The 20,975-nt window shown below is 74.9% G+C and carries 18 protein-coding genes; 11 read left to right on the top strand and 7 right to left on the bottom strand.

Going from position 1 to position 20,975, the window contains the following annotated elements:
* Positions 1 to 56 precede the first annotated feature (56 nt).
* Entirely contained in the window at positions 57 to 1,046 is a 990-nt protein-coding gene (locus EAH89_RS18600; protein ID WP_140885211.1) for a Bug family tripartite tricarboxylate transporter substrate binding protein, read from the bottom strand.
* A 22-nt stretch (positions 1,047 to 1,068) separates the two neighbouring features.
* Positions 1,069 to 2,043: a Bug family tripartite tricarboxylate transporter substrate binding protein gene (locus tag EAH89_RS18595; RefSeq protein WP_140885210.1), complete on the bottom strand. Its 975-nt coding sequence runs from the start codon at positions 2,041 to 2,043 to the stop codon at positions 1,069 to 1,071.
* A gap of 168 nt (positions 2,044 to 2,211) precedes the next feature.
* On the opposite strand from EAH89_RS18595, the gene EAH89_RS18590 reads away from it, so the two are divergent.
* From EAH89_RS18590 to EAH89_RS18545, 10 genes are all read left to right on the top strand, one after another.
* Positions 2,212 to 3,213, top strand: a complete 1,002-nt coding sequence (locus EAH89_RS18590) for an amidohydrolase family protein (RefSeq protein ID WP_140885209.1) — start codon at positions 2,212 to 2,214, stop codon at positions 3,211 to 3,213.
* A gap of 4 nt (positions 3,214 to 3,217) precedes the next feature.
* Positions 3,218 to 4,303 (top strand): Ldh family oxidoreductase, encoded by a 1,086-nt coding sequence (locus tag EAH89_RS18585; protein ID WP_206667602.1) that lies wholly within the window; start codon positions 3,218 to 3,220, stop codon positions 4,301 to 4,303.
* A gap of 149 nt (positions 4,304 to 4,452) precedes the next feature.
* On the top strand, positions 4,453 to 6,618 hold the full coding sequence (locus tag EAH89_RS33145) for a hypothetical protein (RefSeq protein WP_140885208.1): 2,166 nt from the start codon (positions 4,453 to 4,455) through the stop codon (positions 6,616 to 6,618).
* A 72-nt stretch (positions 6,619 to 6,690) separates the two neighbouring features.
* On the top strand, positions 6,691 to 7,929 hold the full coding sequence (locus EAH89_RS18575) for an MFS transporter (protein WP_140885207.1): 1,239 nt from the start codon (positions 6,691 to 6,693) through the stop codon (positions 7,927 to 7,929).
* A 27-nt stretch (positions 7,930 to 7,956) separates the two neighbouring features.
* Positions 7,957 to 8,352: a carboxymuconolactone decarboxylase family protein gene (locus EAH89_RS18570; RefSeq protein ID WP_140885206.1), complete on the top strand. Its 396-nt coding sequence runs from the start codon at positions 7,957 to 7,959 to the stop codon at positions 8,350 to 8,352.
* 78 nt (positions 8,353 to 8,430) lie between these two features.
* Positions 8,431 to 9,444 (top strand): aldose epimerase family protein, encoded by a 1,014-nt coding sequence (locus EAH89_RS18565; protein WP_140885205.1) that lies wholly within the window; start codon positions 8,431 to 8,433, stop codon positions 9,442 to 9,444.
* Between the two features lie 249 nt (positions 9,445 to 9,693).
* Positions 9,694 to 11,175 carry a UbiA family prenyltransferase gene (locus tag EAH89_RS18560; protein ID WP_140885204.1) on the top strand — a complete coding sequence of 494 codons (1,482 nt, stop codon included), beginning with the start codon at positions 9,694 to 9,696 and terminating at the stop codon, positions 11,173 to 11,175.
* A gap of 70 nt (positions 11,176 to 11,245) precedes the next feature.
* Complete coding sequence (locus EAH89_RS18555) at positions 11,246 to 11,611, top strand: EamA family transporter (RefSeq protein ID WP_140885203.1); 366 nt, start codon at positions 11,246 to 11,248, stop codon at positions 11,609 to 11,611.
* Between the two features lie 24 nt (positions 11,612 to 11,635).
* Positions 11,636 to 13,744, top strand: coding sequence for a hypothetical protein (locus tag EAH89_RS18550; protein ID WP_140885202.1), 2,109 nt, complete (start codon positions 11,636 to 11,638; stop codon positions 13,742 to 13,744).
* Positions 13,738 to 15,057 carry a glycosyltransferase family 39 protein gene (locus EAH89_RS18545; protein WP_140885201.1) on the top strand — a complete coding sequence of 440 codons (1,320 nt, stop codon included), beginning with the start codon at positions 13,738 to 13,740 and terminating at the stop codon, positions 15,055 to 15,057. Before EAH89_RS18550 ends, EAH89_RS18545 begins: the two co-directional genes overlap by 7 nt.
* A 49-nt stretch (positions 15,058 to 15,106) precedes the next feature.
* On the opposite strand, the gene hflX is transcribed toward EAH89_RS18545, so the two are convergent.
* The 3 genes from hflX to EAH89_RS18530 all read right to left on the bottom strand — a co-directional run bounded on the left by hflX (position 15,107) and on the right by EAH89_RS18530 (position 18,177).
* On the bottom strand, positions 15,107 to 16,459 hold the full coding sequence (gene hflX, locus EAH89_RS18540; protein WP_140885200.1) for a GTPase HflX: 1,353 nt from the start codon (positions 16,457 to 16,459) through the stop codon (positions 15,107 to 15,109).
* Between the two features lie 74 nt (positions 16,460 to 16,533).
* Entirely contained in the window at positions 16,534 to 17,517 is a 984-nt protein-coding gene (locus tag EAH89_RS18535) for an aldo/keto reductase (RefSeq protein ID WP_140885199.1), read from the bottom strand.
* 117 nt (positions 17,518 to 17,634) lie between these two features.
* Positions 17,635 to 18,177, bottom strand: coding sequence for a septal ring lytic transglycosylase RlpA family protein (locus tag EAH89_RS18530; protein ID WP_140885198.1), 543 nt, complete (start codon positions 18,175 to 18,177; stop codon positions 17,635 to 17,637).
* 152 nt (positions 18,178 to 18,329) lie between these two features.
* Between EAH89_RS18530 and EAH89_RS18525 the strand changes: the two genes are divergently transcribed.
* Complete coding sequence (locus EAH89_RS18525; protein ID WP_140885197.1) at positions 18,330 to 18,557, top strand: hypothetical protein; 228 nt, start codon at positions 18,330 to 18,332, stop codon at positions 18,555 to 18,557.
* Between the two features lie 12 nt (positions 18,558 to 18,569).
* Here the strand turns inward: EAH89_RS18525 and EAH89_RS18520 are convergent, their stop codons facing one another.
* Positions 18,570 to 18,809: a hypothetical protein gene (locus EAH89_RS18520; protein ID WP_140885196.1), complete on the bottom strand. Its 240-nt coding sequence runs from the start codon at positions 18,807 to 18,809 to the stop codon at positions 18,570 to 18,572.
* Between the two features lie 147 nt (positions 18,810 to 18,956).
* On the bottom strand, positions 18,957 to 20,972 hold the full coding sequence (locus EAH89_RS18515; protein WP_140885195.1) for an ATP-binding protein: 2,016 nt from the start codon (positions 20,970 to 20,972) through the stop codon (positions 18,957 to 18,959).
* Positions 20,973 to 20,975: the final 3 nt, after the last annotated feature.

The following is a 20,975-nucleotide window of genomic DNA, read 5'->3' as shown; positions in this document are numbered from 1 at the left end:
CTTGGCCGGGTTACGTGAGCAAGGCGCGTGCCATCATGCCGTCCGGCCCGGCGCGGTCAGTTGAGGGCGATGTTGAACTCGCGGGTCAGGGCGGTCCACCGCGCGACGTCCGCCGCGACGTAGTCGGCGAAGGCGGCCGGGCTCTCGCTGGGCGTGGCCCGCACCGCCTGGCGCTCGAGGTTCGCGAGCACCTCCTGGTCGCGCAGGATGCGGGTGACCTCGCCGTGCAGGGTGGCGACGAGGGGCGCGGGCGTCCCGGCCGGCGCGAAGAGGCCGTTCCAGAGGGTGGTGACCAGGTCCGGGAAGCCCGCCTCGATCGTGGTCGGCACCCCCGGCAGGACCGCCACCCTCTCCCGCGAGACGACGGCCAGGGCCCGCAGCCGCCCGGCCTGGATGTGCGGCAGGGCGGCCGCGATGTTGAACTCGGTGATCTGCGCGTCGCCCCGCAGCATCACCGGCACCATCTCCCCCGCGCCGCGCAGCGGCAGGTGGGTGAGCGTGATCCCGGCCCGGCTGGCGAAGGTCTCGAGGTCGATGTGCTGGTAGGACCCCACCCCCGCGGAGGCGTAGACGAGCGGCGAGGGCGCGGCCCGGGCGCGCGCCACGAACTCGGCGAGGGACGCCGCCGGGAACTCCGCCGGCGAGAGGAAGACCTGCGCGGCCTCGATGAGGTTCGTGACCGGCACCAGCCCGCGGGAGGGCACCAGCGCCCGGTCGCCCGCCATGGCGGAGTTGATGCCGTGGGTGGAGACGTTGTTGACGATCAGCGTGTGCCCGTCCGGCCGCTCGCGCATGACGTACTCGTTCGCGATCCAGCCGTTCGCGCCGGGCCGGTTCTCCACGACCACGTTCCCGCCGATTGCGCGCCCCAGCGGCTCGGCGATCAGCCGCGCGATGAGGTCGGTCGTGCCCCCGGGCACCAGCGGCACCACCAGCCGCACCGGCCGCGACGGCCAGGCCTGCGCCAGGGCCGGCCGGACGAGCAGGGGCCGCGCGAGGGCGGGGATCAGCGCGGCCCCCAGGAGCCGGCGGGCGATGGCCGTCATGGGTCGTCTCCTTGTGGGCGCGCTATTCCATCCGGATGCCGGCGGTGCGGATGAGCTCCGCCATCGCCGCGTGGTCGCGCGCCAGGACCTCCGCGAAGGCCTCGGGCGCGTTGCCCACCACCTCGTAGCCGAGCCCCTCCAGCCGTTCCCGCACGGCCGGCACCGCCAGCGCCTCGCGCAGCGCGGCGCTCAGCCGCGCCACCACCGCGGGCGGCGTGCCGGCGGGCGCGAGGAAGGCGCCCCAGGTGAAGAAGGAGAAGCCGGGCAGCCCCGACTCCGCGATCGTCGGCGCGTCCGGGAAGGAGGCGATGCGCGCGGGGCCGGCGGTGCCGAGCACGCGAAGCTGCCCGTCGCGCACGAAGGGGTTCGGCGTGGGCAGGCCGAAGAAGCCGTAGGGCACCTCGCCCGCCGTCACCGCCGTCAGCGCCGGCGTCGCGCCGCGGTAGGAGATGTGGTTCATCCGCACGCCCGCGCGCTGGAGGAACATCTCCATCGCGATGTGCTGCGGGCTGCCCGCGCCGCCGGAGGCGTAGTCGATCACCCCCGGCCGCGCCCGCGCCTGCGCGATCATCCCGGCGATGTCGGTCGCGGGCGCCGAGGGGTGGGCCACGAGCGCCCAGCGGATCCGCACGATCTGCCCGATGGGCGCGAAGTCGCGCAGCGGGTCGTAGCCGGCCTGGGCGTTGAGATTCGGCAGCATGGTCAGCACGGCGTCGTTCACCGCCAGCAGCGTGTAGCCGTCCGCCGGCGCCCGCGCCCCGGCGCGCATCCCGATCATCCCGGAGGCGCCGGTCTGGTTCTCGATCAGCAGCCGCTGGCCGAGGAGGTCGCCCATCCGCTCGGCCACGATCCGCACCACCACGTCCACCGCGCTGCCCGCGGCCAGGGGCTCGATCACGCGGATGGGGCGGTCGGGATAGGCGGCCTGCGCCGCGACGCCCCGCGGCGCCAGCCCCGCGAGAGCGGCCATCGTGCAGGCCAGCAGCCATCGGCGCATCGCGGATCCCCCCGGGCCGCGGTGGTCCCGCGTGCCGCTTCGGCGGGGAGGACACAGGCCGCCACGAGGCCTGTCAAGCGCCGCCCGGGGCCGCCTACCCCTGCCCCGGCATCCGCCCTATGACGGGGGGCGAAAGGCACCGGCCAAGCCGGGCCGAGGGGGAACGCCATGACCGTGATCGACGCGCACACGCATGTCCTGACCGAGGCGATGATCGCCGCCATCGCGCGGGACGTGCCCGCGCTCGCGCCGCGCCTCACGCGCGTCAGCGACGACGCGGCCCTCCTCGAGATCCTCGACGTGAAGCAGAACCCCTTCCCCCGCGCCGCCTGGGACCTGGAGCGCCGCTTCGCCGACATGGCGGCGCAGCGCGTGGACCTGCACGTCGTCTGCAACATCCCCCACACCTTCCTCTACGAGGCCGACACCGGCGCCGCCGCCGCGGTCTCGGAGATCCAGAACGAGGCCATCGGCGCCCTCTGCCGCCAGCACCCCGACCGCTTCCTGGGCCTGGCCACCGCCGCCATGCAGGACCCCGCCGGCGCCGCCGCGACCCTCGAGCGCGCGGTGACGCAGCACGGCCTGCGCGGCCTGCACCTCGGCAGCAACATCGCCGGCCGCAACCTCGACGACCCCGCGCTGGACGCCGTGTGGGAGGTGCTGGACCGCCACGCGCTGCTCGTCCTCGTCCATCCCCACAAGGTCGTCGCGGCCGAGCGGATGCGCGGCTACTACCTGACCAACCTCATCGGCAACCCGCTGGAGACCACCATCGCCGCCGCCTCCCTCGTCTTCGGCGGCGTGATCGAGCGGCACCCAAACATCCGCTTCCTCCTCTCCCACGCCGGCGGCTTCGTGCCCTTCCAGGCCGGCCGCTTCCGCCACGGGTGGAAGGTCCGGCAGGAACCGCGGGCGCGGCTGAAGGGCGACCCCGTGGAAAGCCTCGGCCGCCTGCTCTACGACAGCATCACCCACGCCCCCGGCGCGCTGCGCTTCCTGCTCGACGAGGTCGGCCCGGAGCGCATCCTCTTCGGCACCGACTACCCCTTCGACATGGGCACCACCCGCGGCGTGGGGGAGATCGAGGAGGCCATCCCGGACTCCGCCGCGCGCGCGGCCATCCTCTCCGGCAACGCGCGGCGCCTCCTCGGCACGCCGGTCGCGGCCTGACGCCATGGCCCTCGACGACGCCACCGCCGCCACCCTCCCCCGCCACCGCGCGGAGGCGATGATCGCCTTCGCCGCCGACGTCCTGGCCGCGGAGGGCCTGCGCCCCGCCGACGCCGCCCGCGCCGCCGAACTCATGGTGGAGGCGGACCTCACCGGCGCCGACGCCCACGGCATCTTCCGCCTGCCGCAATACGTCCGCCGCCTCCGCGCGGGCGGGGCCAAGCCGCAGCCCGACATCACCGTGCGCCGCCTGGCGCCCGCGGTCGCGATGGTGGAGGGCGACAACGGCCTCGGCCACCTCGTGATGTCCCGCACGGCCGAAACGGCGGTCGAGATCGCGCGGGAGGCCGGCATCGCCTGGGTCGGCGCGCGGGGCTCCAACCACGCGGGCTCGGGCGCCGTCCACGCCTGCCTGCCGCTCGCGGCCGGGATGGTCGGCATCTACACGGTGGTCGCCAGCGCCAACCACATGGCGCCCTGGGGCGGCACCGAGTCGCTCCTCGGCACCAACCCGCTCGCCATCGCCATCCCCATGGGCGAGGCCGACCCCGTGGTGCTCGACATGGCCACCACCGTCGTCTCCTACGGCACGGTGAAGGGCCACGCGCTGCGCGGCGCGCCCATGCCGGAGGGCTGGATGATCGACGCCCGGACCGGCGAGCCGCTGACCGACCCCGCCCGCAGCCACGAGGGCATCCTTCTGCCGGTCGGCGGCTACAAGGGCAGCGGGCTCGCCCTCGTGCTCGGCCTCCTCGCCGGCCCGCTCAACCGCGCGGCCTTCGGGCGCGACGTGGTGGACTTCAACGCCGACGACCGCACGGTGACGGAGACCGGCCACGTCCTCATCGCCCTCGACGTCGCCCGCTTCCTCGACCCCGCGGCCTTCCAGGCGGAGGTCGCGCGGCACCTCGCGGACCTCCGCAGCTCCGCGAAGCTCCCCGGCGTGGACCGCATCCGCACCCCCGGCGAGCTCCGCGCCGAGCGCCGGCGGGACCGGGTGGCGCGCGGCGTCCCGCTCCCGCCGGCCCTCCTCTCCCTGCTGGACCGCCTGGCCGAGGAGGCCGGCGTCGCCCCGCTCGGGCAGCGCTGACCGGGGCGGGCCGCCGGCCCGCGCGGCGCCGGCGGGCCCGGGCGGGGTCTTCAACTCATCGCCATAACCCCCTCCCATCCGGGCCGAAGGGATCGGACTCGGGCCGTTCTGGGTTATGACGCCCGTCGCATTTCTCGTGAGGAGGCCGTTTGTACCGCGCGACCGACGCCGCAATCGGGCCGGGGGCGCCCCCGGCGGAGGCCGCGCGCCAGCTCATCCCGCACGCCGCCCTCGACGACGCCCGCCGCCGCGTCCTGGAGGCGCTCGAGGGGGGCGCACCGGTCGTCGCGCTGGTCGGCGCCCCGGGAACCGGCAAGACGCTGCTCCTCGGCGACTTGGCCGAGGCCCTCCGCGCGCGCCATCCCGGCCTTCGCCACCTGCGCACGACGCACGACCTGCTGACCTACCGGCCGGAGCGCGACGACACCCTCCTGCTGCTCGACGAGGCGGACCGCGCGACGGACGCCCAGCTCGCCGCCCTGCTCGCCCCGGGGCGGGACGGCACGGTGCCCGCCCGCATCCTCGCCGGCCTGCCCTCCCTCCTGCGCCGGCTGGAGGCGCTCGGCCGCCCCGCGGCGGCGGTGACCCTCGGACCCGTGGCACGGGCGGAGCTGCCGGGCTTCATCGCGGCCCGCCTGGACGCGGCCGGCTACCCGCGCGACCTCTTCACCGCCGAGGCGGTGGAGGAGCTCGCCCGCCGCTCGGGCGGCGTGCCGCGGCTCATCAACGTGCTCACCGCCGCCGCCGCCTTCGCGGCCTCGCTGGACGGGGCGCCGGAGGTCACCGCCCACCACGTCCTCGAGGCCACGCGCCACGCGGCGGGCTCCGCGCAGATCGTCCACCCGAGCGCGCTGCCCAAGGTCTTCGCCGAGCCGCCCGCCCCCGGCGCGGCCGCCCCGTCCGGCTCGCCCGCGCGCCCGCACCTCGTGGACGCCGCCGCCCGCTGGGTGGACACGCTCGGGCCCGCCCCGGCGCCCGCCCCCGTCGCGAAAGCTCCCGAGGGGAAGCGGGCCGATCCTCCCGCGGAGGAGCCGCCCGCCCCGGCGGTGGTCGAGGCGTCCGACGACATCGCCATCCCGCCGCAGCCCCCGGTCGAGCCCGAATTGGCCGTGCCTCCGGAGCCGCCTGGGACTCCGGTGCCCTCGCCCGCCGCGGAGGAACCCGCCCCCCTCTCCCTGGCTACCCCGGCCGAGCCGGAACTCGCCGTCCCGCCCCCCGCCGAGGCACCGGTTGCTGCACCGGCCGCGAGGAGCGACGCCGCGCCGTCCCCCCCGCGCGCCGACCTCCCCCCGGAACCCGCGCCGCGCCCAATGCCGGCGCCGGCCGCCCGCCCGGTCACCCCGGAGCCCTCCGTGGCCGTGCCGCCGTCCGGCGCCAGGCCGGTGGCGCCGCTTCCCGCCGCGGCGGTGCGGCCCGAGCCGCCGGCCCGACGCGGGCACGGCTGGGCTTACGCCGCCGCGCTGCTGCTTCTTCTCGGCGGCGCCGCCTTCGCGCTGGAACGGTCGAAGGACGCGCCGCCGGACAGTCCGCTCGCGCGGGTCGCCCCTGTCCGGGCCTGGCTGATGCAGCGGGCGGGCCTCGCCCCGGCCGCCACCGAGGAAGAGGGCCAGCGCGGGAGCCAGGGCAGCGAAGCCGCTCCATCCCTCGCCGCGGCATCGACATCCGCACCGGCACCGGCAAGCACGAATCCCCCCGTCCCGGAGAACCCTCCGGCCCCGGCTCCCCTCGCCGCGCCGCCCAGCCCGCCTCTCCGGCCCGAGCCCGCAGCGACCGTCGAGGCCGTGCCGGAGCCCACCCCCGCGTCTCCGCCCGCGCTCCCGGATCTTCCCGATCGAGCGACCGTCCGGAGCGAGGCCGCCCCCGAGCCGCCCGCCGCCCCGCCGGTGCCCGCGCCGGCGACGACAGCGGCAGCGCCACCGGCCCCAGCACCGGCCACGACCGCCGAAGCCCCGGCCGCGCCGCCCCTCTCCCCGCCGGCCGCTCCGGAACCGCCGCCGGCGCCCACGGCGGCGGTGACGGTGCTGCCGCCGTCTCTCCCGGCCCGGGTGATCGTGCGCATGCTCTCCCAGGCCGCGCAGGAGCGGTCCGAGCGGCCCCTGGCCGAGCTCGGCGCGCGCTTCCCGGACCTCGTGACCCGCCGAGGCGAGAGGGGACCGAGCTTCCCGCTCGTCCGCTACTTCTTCCCGGTCGACGCGGGCAACGCGGAGGGCATTGCCGGCGTGCTGTCCGCGGGCGGCATCGCCGCGCGGGTGCAGGACTTCTCCGGCTACCGCCCGCAGCCGCGGCCGGGCACCATCGAGGTCTGGCTGCCCTGACGCCCGTCCTGGCCTAGCCTGGGCGGCGCCGGGGCGAGTCCGCGGCACCGGCCGCAAGGAGCTCGCGCCACCATGAGCCAGACCGCCGCCGTCCCGCCGCCCGGCCCCGTCGCCGCGCCCCTGCCGGCCGGCGGGGGCGGCGCCTCCTTCGCGGTCATCCTCTCGCTCAGCTTCTGCCACCTGCTGAACGACATGATGCAGTCGCTGGTGCCGGCGCTCTACCCGATCCTGAAGGCGAATTACGGGCTCGACTTCGGGCAGGTCGGCCTCATCACCCTCGCCTTCCAGTGCACCGCCTCGCTCCTGCAACCGCTGGTCGGCGCCTACACGGACCGGCACCCCCTGCCCTACTCGCTGCCCGTGGGAATGGCCTCGACGCTGGCCGGGCTGCTCGTCCTGTCCCAGGCCTCCAGCTACCCGGTCATCCTGGGGGCGGCGGCGCTGATCGGGGTGGGGTCCTCGGTGTTCCACCCGGAATCCTCGCGCGTCGCGCGGCTGGCCTCGGGCGGGCGCTACGGCCTCGCGCAGTCGCTGTTCCAGGTCGGCGGCAACGTCGGCTCGGCCGTGGGGCCCCTGCTCGCCGCTTTCATCGTCGCGCCCCGGGGGCAGGGCAGCATCGCCTGGTTCTCCGGCGCCGCGCTGCTGGCGATGCTCGTGCTGGTCCGCGTGGGCGGCTGGTACCGGGGCCGGCGGCCGGCAAGGGCACGCCGGGCCGGGCGCGAGGCCGGCGCCGCGCCGCTGTCCCGCGGGCGGGTGCTCTTCGCGATCGGCGTGCTCGTGGTGCTGCTCTTCTCCAAGAACGTCTACACCGCCAGCCTCAGCTCCTATTACACCTTCTACCTCATCCACCGCTTCGGCGTATCGGTGCAGGCGGCGCAGGTGCTGCTGTTCGTCTTCCTCGCCTCCCTCGTCGCCGGCGCCCTCGCGGGCGGGGCGGTGGGGGACCGGGTGGGGCGCCTGCCGGTGATCTGGTTCTCCATCCTCGGCGTCCTGCCCTTCACCCTCGCGCTGCCCTATGCCGGCCTGCCGCTGACGGTGGTGCTGAGCGTGGTGATCGGCGTGATCATGTCCTCGGCCTTCTCGGCCATCCTCGTCTACGCGCAGGACCTCCTGCCGGGGAAGGTCGGCCTGGTGGCCGGCCTGTTCTTCGGCTTCTCCTTCGGCCTCGGCGGGCTGGGGGCCGCGGCGCTGGGCGAGCTCGCGGACCGGATCGGCATCGACGCCGTCTACAGCCTCTGCTCCTTCCTGCCGCTGCTGGGCGTGCTCACCGCCCTCCTCCCGAGGATCGAGCGCGGGCGCGAGCCGGGCTAGCCTTCCGCTCCCTCGACGGAGCAGAGCATGACCGACGTCACCCAGGCCGCCATCCAGCAGGGGATGGACAGCTTCATGGCCACCTTCGGCCGCGTGCCCGACAACTTCCGCCTCCTGGCCGAGCACGCGCCCGGCGCCTTCGCCGGCTACGGCCTCCTGCGCGGCTTCGTCATGCGGGACCGGGCGGAGGGCGGCGCGCTGGACCTGAAGACGAAGGAGCTCGTCTTCGCGCTGCTCGACACGCTCGTCGGGCAGACCAACGGCGCCAAGAACCACGCCGCCGCGGCGATGAGGCTCGGCCTTACCCTGCCGGAGCTCGCGGAAGGCCTCGTGCAGGTGCTGATGGTCGGGGGCATCACCACCTGGAACATCACGGGGGCCGCGGTGATGAAGCACTGCGCGGAGCTCCCGCCGGAGGGCTGACGGCGGGGCTTCCCGCCCCCTCCGCCGTGCAACGCGCGCCCGGCCCCAGGCTTCTATGCCCGAAGCCAGGAGGCCCGCATGCCCGTCGACGACCCCAGCGGGGCGCAGCGCCTCGCCCTCGAGGGCCCCGCCCTTCGCGCCACGATCCTAACCCTCGGCGGGGTGATCGAGCGGCTGGAGGTCCCGGACCGGGCCGGCCGCCTCGCGAACGTCGCCCTCGGGCTGCGCCGCCCCGCCGACTACGCGGCCCAGGGCCCCTATTTCGGGGCGCTGATCGGCCGCTACGCGAACCGCATCGCCGGCGGCCGCTTCACCCTCGACGGGCGCGAGCACCGGCTGGCTACCAACGACGGGCCGAACAGCCTCCACGGCGGGGCGCGCGGCTTCGACAAGCGCCTCTGGCGCGTCGAGGCCGCCGATTCGGGGCGCCTGGACCTCTCCCTCCACAGCCCCGACGGCGAGGAGGGGTATCCCGGCGCGCTCCGGGTCCGCGTCACCTACGCCGTGGAGGGGAGCGGCACGCTGCGAATCGACTACGCCGCGGAAACCGACGCGCCGACGGTGCTGAACCTGACCAACCACAGCTACTGGAACCTCGCCGGCGAGGGATCGGGCACGGTCCTCGACCACGAGCTCGAGATCGCGGCGGACCGCTTCACCCCGGTCGACGCCACCCTCATCCCCACCGGGGAGCAGCGGGCGGTCGAGGGAACGCCCTTCGACTTCCGCGCGCCGCGGCCGATCGGCGCCCGGATCCGGGACGACGACCCGCAGCTTCGAATCGGCCGCGGCTACGACCACAACTGGGTCCTCAACGGCGGCGCCGAGCCCGCCGCGCGCCTGCGCGACCCCGGCAGCGGGCGGGTGCTCGAGGTGCTGACGGACCAGCCGGGCCTGCAATTCTACAGCGGCAACCTGCTGGACGGCACGCTGGTGGGCCCCTCCGGGCGGGCCTACCGCAGCGGCGACGGGGTGGCGTTGGAGACGCAGCACTTCCCCGACAGCCCGAACCGGCCGGACTTCCCGGGCACCGTGCTGCGCCCGGGCGAGGTGTTCCGCTCCACCACCCGGCTGCGCTTCGGCGCGGGCTGACCGCCGGGGCCTCGCCCCCACCCTCCACCCCCAGAGCCACCAGAGCCACCAGGGCGCGTGCCGCACAGCCGAACGCGGGGCGTGAGCGCCGCATCATGTTAGGCCAACTTAAATCCCGTTGCGGTAAAGAGACAAAGTTCGCCTCGTGGGATGGAGTGGCATGGCTGGAGCGACTGAGACGGCTTCGTCGCCCGGGACGGCGCCCCGGCGCCATCGGCGGGCGGGCTGCACCGGCCCGGGGCGCGGCTGATGCCCGTCTCGCCCGCCCTCGCGGCGAACCCGGCGCCGCCCGCCCTGGACGACGCCCGGCTGCTCCCGCTCTGCGTCGACCTCGACGGAACGCTGACGCCGTCCGACACGCTCCTCGAAGGCCTTCTCGCCACCCTTGGCCGGCCGTCGACCCTCGGCGTCCTGCCCGCGCTTCTCCGGCGCGGGCGCGCGGGCCTGAAGCGGTTCGTGGCGGAGGCGGCGCCGCTCGAGGCATCGCTCCTCCCCTACTCCGAGCCGCTGCTCCGCTACCTGCGGGCCCAGCGCGTGAACGGGCGTCGCGTCGTCCTCGTCACGGCCGCGGACCGGGACGTTGCGCGGCGGGTCGCGGACCATCTCGGCCTCTTCGACGAGGTCATCGCCTCCGACGGGCGCGAGAACCTCCGGGGCGCGGCGAAGGCGGCGGCGCTGGTGCGCCGATTCGGCCACGGCGGCTTCGCCTATGCCGGGAACGACGCCACCGACCTCCTGGTCTGGCGGGCGGCGGGCGCGGCCATCCTCGTCAACGCGCCGCCCCGCGTCGCGGCCGCCGCGCGCGGCCTCTGCCCGGTGGAGGCCGAGTTCCCGCCCTCCTCGGACACGGCGCGCGGGCTGCTGCGGGCCGTGCGGCCGCACCAGTGGTCGAAGAACCTGCTCGTCTTCGTGCCCGTCTTCACCGCCCACCTGGAGGGCCTGGCCGAGGCCTGGCTCTTCGCCTTCCTCGCCTTCCTCGCCTTCTCTGCCACCGCCTCCGCGATCTACCTCATCAACGACCTCACCGATCTCGCGGCCGACCGGCGCCACCCGCGCAAGCGGCTCCGGCCCTTCGCGAGCGGGAGGGTCCCCCCGCGCCTCGGCATCCTGGCGGCGGGCGCGCTCCTCCTCGCGGGGCTGGCGACCGGGGGCCTCTCGGGCACCTTGCCGACGCTGCTGCTCTACGCCGTCCTCTCCACCGCCTACTCGCTCCGGCTGAAGGAGCTCCCGCTGGTGGACGTCTTCACCCTGGCCGGCCTCTACACGCTCCGCCTGCTCGCCGGCGCGGAGGCGCTCGGGCAGCCCCTCTCGCTCTGGCTGATGGGCTTCTCCGCCTTCTTCTTCCTCAGCCTCGCGCTGGTGAAGCGCTCCGAGGAGCTGCGCGCCGCGGCCGAGCACGGCAACGCGTGGCTGAACCGCCGCGGCTACCGGCCGGCGGATGCGGGCATCCTCCAGACCTTCGGCGTCGCGGCCGCCTTCGCGGCGACGCTGGTGCTGGCGCTCTTCGTGCAATCGGAGACGACAGCGCAGCGCTACGCCTCCCCCGGCCTGCTCTGGGCGGTCGTGCCGCTCGTGGTCTTCTGGCTCTGCCGGATCTGGCTCTCCGCCGCGCGCGGCTACATGCACGACGACCCCATCGTCTACGCCGCCCGCGACCGGGTGTCCTGGGTCGTCGCCACGCTCGTCTTCCTCATCCTCGTCGCAGCGAAGTCCTATGGCGGGGCCGCCTGATGCGGCGGAGTGAAGGCGGGCGGTCGTTCCCCCGGGGCAACCCGCCGCGCGGCGCGGGAGCGGGGCGGCCATGACCCGCGGCACCCTGGGCCTCATCCTCGCGAGCGTGCTCGCCTCCGCGGTGGCGCAGGTCCTGCTGAAGGCCGGCGTCTCCCCGCGCGGGGCGGCGGCGCCGGACGGCCTCGGCGAGGCCATCCTCGGCTTCCTGATGCGCCCTGCCGTCCTCGCCGGGCTGGCGCTCTACGGGCTCGGCGCCCTGCTCTGGCTCGGCGCGCTCTCGCGCACCGACCTGTCGCGCGCCTACCCCTTCGTCAGCCTCGGCTTCGTCCTCACCGCCGTCGCCGGGCACGTCCTGTTCGGCGAGGAGGTGGGCCTGATGCGCGCGGCGGGCGTCGCGCTGATCGTCACCGGCGTGCTCCTCGTGGCGCGGAGCTGAAGCCTTGCGAAGGAACCTGCGGCCATGACCAATCCCTGGAACCGCGCCCATGGCCGCCGCGCCGTGGCGCTCGGCGGCGCGGCGCTCCTGTCGCTCGGCAGCACCGGCGGCGCGACCGCGCAGGGCGCCGCGCCGGCGGGCCGCGGCGGCGCGCCGCGCTGCGCCGCCGGGATGATCACGAAGATCACGCTGGAGGGGAACGGCGCAGCCGCTGGGGCCGTCGTCGTCTTCGGCCAGGTGTTCCGGCCGGGCGACGTCCCCGCGCGGACCGGCGTCCTTGCCCGGGCCGGCGAGCAGGCGGTTCCGACGCAGCTCGACGTGGTCGCGCGGCACGAGGACGGCTCCGTGCGCTTCGGCCTCGTCAGCGTGGCGCTGCCGCGTGCCCTGTCGCCCCGGCAGACGCTCGAGCTCCAGCTCCACGCCGGGGATCCCCCCGCCGGCGCCCGCCCGCTGGACCCCGCCGCGGTCCTCGGCAACCGGCCGCTCATCCTCGAGATCCAGCCCGTGGCGGGCTCGCCCTGGCGTGCCGACCTGCGCGCCCTGCTGGCCGCGACGCCGCGGTCGGGCGCCACGGTCTGGCAGTCCGGCCCCCTCGTGACCGAGCTGCGCCTGCGCCAGAACGTGCCGGCGGCCGCCACCGGCTGCACCTCGCTCCGCCTGGTGGCCGATCTCTCGGCGCGGGCGGACGGGACGACCTGGCTGGATCTCTGGCTGCGCAACGACATCGCCATGCAGGAGGGGGGCGGCGACGCCATCTACACCGCCCGTCTGCTGCTGGACGGGCGCGAGCTGCTGAACACCGCGCCGCTCCGCCACTTCCACTACACCGCCTTCGGCCGGATCAGCGCCTTCGGGCCCGGCGGCGCGCCGGCGCCCGTGCCTGCCTTCGTGCGGCACGACCTGTCCTACCTCGCCGACACCGGCGCGGTCGCGCGCTACGACCCGTCGCTCACCGTCTCCGAGGGGACGCTCGCCCGCTACGGCCAGACCGTGGCGAATCCCGCCTGGTCCACCCCGTTCAACAACCGCAAGGTCCACCAGTACATGCCGGAGGTGGGCGGGCGGGACGACATCGGCCCGGCGACGCAGTCCCAGGCGGCTTGGCTGATCAGCGGCGACCGGCGCGCGGCGGTCTATGCCATGGGGCAGGCCGAGGCGGCCGGGGTCATCCCGTGGCACCACTGGGACCCCCAGGGCGCGGAGGGGGGAAGCTGGCTCGACACCCGGCGCTGGCCGCGGCTGTGGACCGACCCACGGGGCGGCCGGCCGCCGGGCGGGCTGATGCAGAGGGTGCCCGAGGCCACCGGCTGGACGCCCGAGAGCGCCCACCAGCCCGACCTGTCCTTCGTTCCCTTCATCCTCACCGGCCGCCGCGCCTTCCTGGACCATCTCCAGTCGCAGGCGGCCTGGAACGTCATGTGCACCTGGCCGGACCCGCGCGGCGGCGCCGACGCGAACATGGTTCGGTTCAACCAGACGCGCGGCACTGCCTGGGCCATCCGGCAGCTGCACGAGGCCGCCTGGATCGGGCCGGACGGTGACCCGCAGCGCCCCTACTTCCAGCGCTGCGAGGCGAACAACTGGGCCTATCTCCGCTCGCAGATCCCAACCTGGCGGCAGGCGCAGGGGGAGGCCTTCGGCTGGGTGCCGAGCGACATCGACCCGCCCTTCGAGGTGAAGCCCTGGGCGCAGGACTACCTCGTCTCCACCGCCGCGGCTGCCGCACGGAAGGGCAACGCCGATGCCCGCGCGGTGCTGGAGTTCATGAGCAACTTCAGCGTCGGGCGCTTCCTCGCCGGCGATCGGGGCTTCAACCCGCGGGACGGCGCGGCCTACGTGCTCGCGGCGACGGACGCGCGCCGGACGCCGCTGCGAAGCTGGGCGGAGATCGGCGCGCAGACGAAGGCGCGCGGCTGGTCGAACGAGAACGGCTGGTCGCACAGCGCGGGGAACTACTCGCAGCTCGCCCTCGTCTCGCTGGCCTGCATCGCCGACGTGCTGGACAGCGCCGAGGCGCGGCGCGCCTTCCGCTGGCTCTCCTCCTCGGGCGCGCCCTACACGACCATCGGGGATTACGCGGTCGATCCCCTCTACCGGGTCGTCCCCCGCGGGGCGGAGAGGCGGTCTTGCTAGATAACGGGCCAGGCCAGGCGGCGCTCGCCGCCCGCGCCGTGGTGCCGCCCGCGCGGCCCGCCGCGCCGGGCCGGCACGGCTGGGCGCTGCCGGCCGCCATCCTGCTGCTCGGCGCGCTGCTGCGCACGGCCTGCGTCGCCGTCATGCCCTCGCCGCTCGTCAGCGACTACCTCGACTACTGGACCCTCGCGACGAACCTGCAGGCCGGGCTGGGGCTGGTGACCGCGGAGGGCCGGCCCACGGCCTTCATGAGCCCCGGCTATCCCCTCTTCCTCGCGGGCGTCTTCGGCCTGACCGGGGCGAGCATCGCGGTCGTCAAGGCGACGAACGTCCTCCTCGGCGTGGCGTCGATCCTGCTGCTCTTCCTCCTGGCCCGCCGGCTCTTCGGCTCCCCGCTCGTCGCGGCGCTCGCCGCTCTCCTTCTCGCCGCCTACGCGGAGGCGATCGCCTACACCGCCTATGCGGCCAAGGAGAACCTGATGATGCCGCTGATGATCGGCCTGCTGTGGGTCGCGGCGGACCGGTCGGCGTCCCGTGCCCGGTGGATCAACCCGCTGGCCTTCGGGGTCATCGCGGGGGCCATCGCCATGGTCGGCAACGCGGCCCTCACCCTCGTCCCGGCGGCGCTGTTCCTCGTGTGGCGGGCGCAGCGGAGCCCGGGCCGCACGCTGCGCTACCTGCTCGTCGCCGCCATGGCGGGCGCCGTGACCATCGCGCCGCTGATGCTGCGCAACCACGCCGCCTTCGGCGCCTGGGTGCTGAACAACAACGGCGGCTTCAACCTCTACATCGGCAACAACCCGGCGGCGAAGCCCTACTTCATCAGCATCGCCGAGACCCCGGTCGCGCCGCAGTGGTCCGCGCTGCAGGAGCAACTCGGCGAACACGGGGTGGACGTGCTGCTGCGGCGCCTCGCGATCGAGCACATGCGCGACCATCCCGGCGAGACGGCGATGCTGATGCTGCGCAAGGCCGCCGCCTTCTGGGAACCGCCGACCCATACGGGCATCGACGAGCAGGGATGGCTGGTCCGCCTCGTGCGCCTCGCCTGGCTCGCGCAGTTCCTGGCTGCGGCGGGGCTGTGCCTCGGCTCCCTCGCGCTGCTCCGGCGCCATCCGCGCGGCCTGGGCGCCGTCTTCCTCGCCCTCGCGGGCTACACGGCCGTGCACATGATCTTCTACGTGGTCTACCGCTACCGGCTGCCGATCATGCCCTTCGTCTTCCTCGGCGCGGGCGTGACCCTCGCCGCGCTCCTGCCGCCGCGGCTGGCCGCCCGGGTGCTTCCCCGCACGGGCGAGGCCGGGACGGGGTGATCCTTTCCGGAAGAGGGGAACGGGGCGGCGCCGCGGGCGCGCCGCGCGCTCAGGTCGCGGCGAGGCTCCGGCGCAGGCGCGTGATGGCGCCGGGCAGGCCGCGGACCTTCAGCACCCGGCCGGTCTCGTCGTAGTCCTCCGAGAGCACGCGAGCGCTCTCGTAGATCTCGCCGATCAGGCCCTGCCTGGCGTAGGGCAGCACCAGCACGTCCTCCACCATCTCCGCCTCGAAGAAGGCGATGATGGTGTCCCGCAGCGCGCTCACGTCCCCGGGCGCGTGCGCCGAGAGAAGGATCGCGTCCGGGTGCTTCGCGAGCAGCGCGGCGCGCCCGGCCTCGTCCACGCGGTCCATCTTGTTCAGCACGAGGCGGGAGGGCACCGCGTCGGCCCCGATCTCGCGCAGCACGCTGCGGCTCACCTCGAGCTGCGCCTCGTAGGTCGGGTCCGACGCGTCGACGACGAACAGCAGCAGCGAAGCCTCGAGCGCCTCCGTCAGGGTGGAGCGGAACGACGCCACGAGGTCGTGCGGCAGTTGCTTGATGAAGCCGACGGTGTCGGAGACGAGCACGCGGGGCCGGGTCTCCGGCTGCAGGATGCGCACGGTCGTGTCGAGGGTGGCGAAAAGCTTGTCCTCCACCAGCACCTGACTGCCGGTCAGCGCCCGCATGAGGGAGGACTTGCCTGCGTTGGTATAGCCGACCAGCGCGACCCGGAGCTGGTCCCGCCGCGCGGAGCGCCGGTGGTCGCTGTCGCGCTGCACCGCCTCGAGCTGCTCCTTCAGCTCCGCGAGCCGGTCGCGGATCTTGCGGCGGTCGAGGTCGAGGGTGCTCTCGCCCGCGCCCGGCCCCTGCTGCCGCCCGCCGCCGCCCGAGGACTCCCGCAGCCGGGGCGCGACGTATTTCAGCCGCGCCATCTCCACCTGCAGCTTCGCCTCGCGCGTGTTGGCGTGGCGGTGGAAGATCTCGACGATGACGCCGGTCCGGTCCAGCACCTCGGCGCCCGTGGCGCGCTCGAGGTTGCGGATCTGGCTCGGCGAGAGCTCGTGGTCGACGATGACGAAGCGGGGCCGCGGGGCGGCGTCCGTCTCCGCCTCCTCCGGCCCGGTCGCCTCCGCCTTGTCGCCGAAGCGCTCCCGCGCCTTGGACCGGGGCGGCGGCGCCATCGAGCCGACCCGGCCGGTGCCGCCCGTCAGGGCCGCCAGCTCCGCCAGCTTGCCGCTGCCCAGCACCGCCGCCGCCCCGGTGCCATCCCGCCGCTGCGACACGCGCCCAACCACCGCGTAGCCGAGCGTCTTCACCAAGCGCTCCAGCTCGTCCAGGCTGGCCTCGTGCGCGATGTCGTCCACCTCGGGCATCTGGAGGCCGACCAGGACGGCGGTCGGGGTGGGGGGCTTGGTTTCCATGGCGGTGACCTAGCACGGAACGCGCGGCCTGCCCCTCCCGGCACGGCCCTCGCCGGCCGAGCGGGGGGCCGGGATCACGCCTGGGGCGTCGGCGCTGTCTCCGCCAGCACGCCCTCGGCCTTCAACGCCGCCCAGAAGGCCGGGGGGATGGGCTGGCGCATGAGCTCCAGGTTCTGCCGGACGCGGTCGGCGTGGCGCGCGCCGGGGATGACCGCGGCGACGACCGGGTGGGCGGCGCAGAACTGCAGGGCGGCCGCGCGGATGTCGACGCCGAAGCGCCCGCAGACCACGGCGATGCGGTCCCGCGCCGCCACCTTGGCCGCCGGCGCGTCCGCGTAGTCGTAGTGCTTCCCGCCCGCGAGAAGGCCAGAGTTGTAGGGACCGCCCACCACGACGTGCACCCCCCGCGCCGCGCAGGCCGGGAAGAGCCCGTCGAGCGCCGAGGTGTCGAGCAGGCTGTAGCGCCCGGCGAGGAGGAACACGTCCGGGTCCGAGGCCCGCAGCGCCCGCTCGCAGGCCTCGGTCCGGTTCACGCCGAGGCCCCAGCCCTTGATGGTGCCCTCCTCGCGCAGGCGGATCAGCGCGCGCGCCGCGCCCTCCATCGCCTCGTCGAAGACCCCGGTCCAACCGGGCCCGAGATGGTCCTCCGCCAGGTCGTGGATGAAGGCGATGTCGATCCGGTCCAGGCCCAGCCGCTGCAGGCTGTCCTCGACCGAGCGCAGGGTGGCGTCGAAGGAGTAGTCCACCTCCACCCGGAAGGGCAGGCCCTGGACGAAGGGTGGGTTCTCGGGCCGCCCCGCGTCCGGGCGCAGCATCCGCCCGACCTTCGTGGAGAGCACGAGCTCCCCGCGCGGGCGGCCCCGCAGCGCCTCGCCGAAGCGGTGCTCGGAAAGCCCCGACCCGTAGTGGGGCGCGGTGTCGAAGTAGCGGATCCCGCCCTCCCAGGCGGCATCCAGCGCGGCCTGGGCCGTGGCCTCGTCGATCGGCCCGAACATGTTCCCGAGGGGGGCGCCGCCGTAGCCGAGAGGGCCGGGCGGGGCGAATCGCGGGTCGGGCATGGGCTGGCCTCCGGATCATCCGTGGTCCCCGCAGGCCGGGGCCCGGGAGCAGGACAGAGGCAGCGCGCCCGGTGGCCGTCCGGTTTCCCCGCGGCCAGGCGCTCCCGGCCCGGCCGGTCACCGCCGGCGGGGCGCCGCCTCCGCCGGGGTCGAGAGGCCGGGCAGGAGCGTCACCGCGACCGGCGCCGTGCCGGTCCGGCCCATCCCGAGCCGCGCGGCCAGGCCGGGGCTGAGGTCGAGGATGCGCCGGCGCGCGCTCGGCCCGCGGTCGCGGACATGCGCGACGGCGCTCCGCCCGGTCCGGAGGTTTGTCACCCGCACCCGCGCCCCAAGGGGCAGGGTCCGGCTGGCAACGGTGTCGGAACGCGGGTCGAAACGCCCGCCATTGGCCATCCGGCGGCCCGCGAGGCGGGACGCGTAGACGGAGGCGTGGCCGCGCTGCGTGAGGCCGGGCGAGGCCACGGCCGGGGCGCGGCGCCCGCGCCGCGGGGCCCGCGCCCGGCCGGCAGGGGCGGCATGCACATTCGCGTGACTTTGCTCGTGCCGTGAGATGGCCGTCGCGCGCCCGTCGTCGCGGGCGCCCGCCCGCGCCAGGGCAGCGCCGCTGGCCCATCCAAAAGCCAGCAGCGCGGCGAGAAACGTGGCGGCGTAACGCCTCATGCCAATCTACCCCTCCAGCCCCGCCCCGGCCGGCGGTGCCCGCCACCCGCTGCCGGATCCGTCCCCGGACGAAACCGAAGCGAGTTCGGAACGAATACCATGGGATTCAACCTGTTGACCGGGCGGCGGGGGACACGGCATTCCGGGGCGCCATGCAATCGAGAGCCATCACCGTTTCCGGCCGCACCTTCGTCGCGCTCCAGAAAGCCGGCCGCTCCACGCGCGGGCGCTCGGCCGTGTTCCATGCGGTCACGCCGAACTGCCGCATGTCCCTCTGCGCCGACGAGCCCGGCGCCGGGTCGTCCTGGTCGGAGCAGCCGGCGGAAGCCGTGACCTGCCCCGAATGCCTCAAGCGCCTGTCGCGGATCGGCTTCGGCTGACGCCGCGCCGCCTCAGGCGGCGCCGGCCTTGCGGGCGCCGTTCGCCAGGTTGGAGCGGTCCTGCCAGAACTCCATGTCGGCCTCCTTGCTGAACATGACGCGCACGCCCGTGGCGCCCTTGCTCACCCGCAGCTTGCCGCCGTTGCGGGACTTGTGATCCGCCATCCAGTCCTTGAACTCGGGATCCTCGCTCGTGCGCCCGGCGAACTCCAGGATGCCGGCGATCTCTTCCTGCTTGCGACGCTTGACCATGTTCGGGAGCCTCTTCTGACGGCGCGGCCGATGCCCCTCGCGCCGGAAGGACTCCCGTCGTCGTGCACCGCGGGGCCATCATAGCGACTTTCCGGCCGGCTCACAGCGCGCGAAACCCATGGCAGACCCGGCCAGGAGGCCGGGGCATCAGCCGCGCCCGAGGACAACGCGCAGCTTCTGCGCCAGTTCATCGCGGCGGTACGGCTTGTTCAGCACGTCCAGGTCGTCCGCGATGGGCTTGCTCGTCAACGGCTCGCCCACGTAGCCGGAGGTGAGCAGGACCTTCAGCTCCGGCCGCAGCCGGCGCGCCTCCACCGCGAGCTGCGCGCCGTTCATGCCACCCGGCATCACGACGTCCGAGAACATGATGTCGATCCGCGCCGGCCCCCGGATATGGTCCAGCGCCTCCCGCGCGTTGTGGGCGAGGATCACGGTGTAGCGAAGCTCCTCCAGGCTCTCGACGGCCATGGCGAGCACCTGCTCGTCGTCCTCCACCAGGAGCACCGTCTCGCCGTTCGAGGCCGGGCGGAGCGGAACCTTGTTCGAGGCGGGCGCGGGCTCCTCCGCCGGCGCGTCGACCGAGGGCGGGAAGAAGAGCCGCACGCTCGTCCCGCGGCCGAGCTCGGACTCGATGGCCACGTCGCCGCCCGCGCTCCGTGCGAAGCCGTAGACCTGGCTCAGGCCCAGTCCCGACCCCTTGCCCACCTCCTTGGTGGTGAAGAAGGGCTCGAAGGCGCGCTTGAGGGTCGGCGCGTCGATCCCGGTCCCGTTGTCCGTCACCGTCACCATCACGTAGGCGCCGGGCGCGATGCCGCGCTCCGAGGTCGCCTTCGTGTCGCGGTGGACGTTGCGGCTGGACACCGTGACCACGCCGCCCGCCGGCATGGCGTCGCGCGCGTTGACCACGAGGTTCAGCACGGCGGATTCGAACTGGGCGGGGTCGATGCGGATCGGGTCCACCGCCGGGTCCAGCTCGAAGCGCAGCGTCACGGCCTCCCCCACCGCGCGCCGGGCCAGGCCCTCGAACTCGAGGAGCAGGCGGTTGGGGTTCAGGGTCTGCGGGCGCAGCATCTGCCGGCGCGAGAAGGCGAGGAGCTGCTGCGTCAGCTGCTCCCCGCGCCGCGCTGCGGTCATGGCCGCGCCCGCCAGTCGCATCACGCGCTCCGTCTGCTCGGGCCGGCGCAGCACCATGTCGAGGCCCCCGACGATGACGGTGAGCAGGTTGTTGAAGTCGTGGGCGACGCCGCCGGTGAGCTGCCCAATCGCCTCCATCTTCTGCGCCTGGTGCAGCGCGTCCTCGGTCATGCGCCGGTCGGTCGTGTCCATGATGACGCCGGCCATGCGCACCGGGCGTCCCGTCACGTCGTAGCTCGACCGGCCCTTAGCGGTAATCCAGCGCACCGCGCCGTCCACCCGGCGGATGCGGCACTCGACGTCGAGCACCCCCGTGGCGGTCGCGCGCGCGAAGGCCGCGATGACTTCGGCGCGCTCCTCCTCGATGACGTGCTGGAGGAAATGCTCGCTGCCCCAGGACGGCAGCACCTCCGCGTAGCCGAAGATGCGGTCGTGCTGCGGGGTGCGGCGCGAGATGTCGGTGACGAGGTCGAGGTCCCAGGAGCCCATGCCCGCCGAGTCGAGCGCGAAGGCGAGCGCGCCCTGCGTCCGCTCCAGCTCCAGCGCGCGCTCGTTCACGCGCTGCTCGAGGGTCTCGTTCAGCAGACGCAGATCGTGCTCGCGCCGCTCGCGCTCGAGCAGCAGGTCACGGGTCTGGTACTGGCGCCGCCGGACGCGGAGCGAGGACCGGGCGGCGCTGGCGAGCGTCTCCGCGTTCACGGGCCGCTCGAGCAGCACGACGTTGCCCAGCCGCTCCAGCACGCCGGCCGCGAGGGCGGAGCGGCGCCCGACCTGGCGCGTCGCGAGCACGATGAAGGGGATGTCGGACCAGGAGGGCTGGGCGTCGCAGAGGGCGAGCAGCGGCTCCACCTCCGGGCCGGTCAGCGCCTCCTCGGTCACCAGCGCGCCGCCGACGTTGCCCTGCAGGCAGGCGTGCAGGCAGGCGAGGTCGTCGCAGACCTGGCAGGTGATGCCGGCGCGCTGCAGCACGTCCTGGATGACGCGCCCGTCGCGCCCCCGCGGGGCCAGGATGAGGATGCGCTCCGACATCGC

The sequence above is a fragment of the Muricoccus nepalensis genome, from assembly GCF_006438825.1.
GTDB classification, from domain to species: domain Bacteria; phylum Pseudomonadota; class Alphaproteobacteria; order Acetobacterales; family Acetobacteraceae; genus Roseomonas; species Roseomonas nepalensis.
The sequence above is the reverse complement of the archived record's forward strand: the minus strand, read 5'-3'. Positions and strand labels throughout refer to the sequence as shown.

What these genes read in the sequence shown, in the direction of transcription:
- EAH89_RS18600 (WP_140885211.1), bottom strand. Translation starts at nt 1,046, where the DNA reads ATGACGGCCATCGCCCGCCGGCTCCTGGGGGCCGCGCTGATCCCCGCC.
- EAH89_RS18595 (WP_140885210.1), bottom strand. Translation starts at nt 2,043, where the DNA reads ATGCGCCGATGGCTGCTGGCCTGCACGATGGCCGCTCTCGCGGGGCTG.
- EAH89_RS18590 (WP_140885209.1), top strand. Translation starts at nt 2,212, where the DNA reads ATGACCGTGATCGACGCGCACACGCATGTCCTGACCGAGGCGATGATC.
- EAH89_RS18585 (WP_206667602.1), top strand. Translation starts at nt 3,218, where the DNA reads ATGGCCCTCGACGACGCCACCGCCGCCACCCTCCCCCGCCACCGCGCG.
- EAH89_RS18575 (WP_140885207.1), top strand. Translation starts at nt 6,691, where the DNA reads ATGAGCCAGACCGCCGCCGTCCCGCCGCCCGGCCCCGTCGCCGCGCCC.
- EAH89_RS18570 (WP_140885206.1), top strand. Translation starts at nt 7,957, where the DNA reads ATGACCGACGTCACCCAGGCCGCCATCCAGCAGGGGATGGACAGCTTC.
- EAH89_RS18565 (WP_140885205.1), top strand. Translation starts at nt 8,431, where the DNA reads ATGCCCGTCGACGACCCCAGCGGGGCGCAGCGCCTCGCCCTCGAGGGC.
- EAH89_RS18560 (WP_140885204.1), top strand. Translation starts at nt 9,694, where the DNA reads ATGCCCGTCTCGCCCGCCCTCGCGGCGAACCCGGCGCCGCCCGCCCTG.
- EAH89_RS18555 (WP_140885203.1), top strand. Translation starts at nt 11,246, where the DNA reads ATGACCCGCGGCACCCTGGGCCTCATCCTCGCGAGCGTGCTCGCCTCC.
- EAH89_RS18550 (WP_140885202.1), top strand. Translation starts at nt 11,636, where the DNA reads ATGACCAATCCCTGGAACCGCGCCCATGGCCGCCGCGCCGTGGCGCTC.
- hflX (WP_140885200.1), bottom strand. Translation starts at nt 16,459, where the DNA reads ATGGAAACCAAGCCCCCCACCCCGACCGCCGTCCTGGTCGGCCTCCAG.
- EAH89_RS18535 (WP_140885199.1), bottom strand. Translation starts at nt 17,517, where the DNA reads ATGCCCGACCCGCGATTCGCCCCGCCCGGCCCTCTCGGCTACGGCGGC.
- EAH89_RS18530 (WP_140885198.1), bottom strand. Translation starts at nt 18,177, where the DNA reads ATGAGGCGTTACGCCGCCACGTTTCTCGCCGCGCTGCTGGCTTTTGGA.
- EAH89_RS18525 (WP_140885197.1), top strand. Translation starts at nt 18,330, where the DNA reads ATGCAATCGAGAGCCATCACCGTTTCCGGCCGCACCTTCGTCGCGCTC.
- EAH89_RS18520 (WP_140885196.1), bottom strand. Translation starts at nt 18,809, where the DNA reads ATGGTCAAGCGTCGCAAGCAGGAAGAGATCGCCGGCATCCTGGAGTTC.
- EAH89_RS18515 (WP_140885195.1), bottom strand. Translation starts at nt 20,972, where the DNA reads ATGTCGGAGCGCATCCTCATCCTGGCCCCGCGGGGGCGCGACGGGCGC.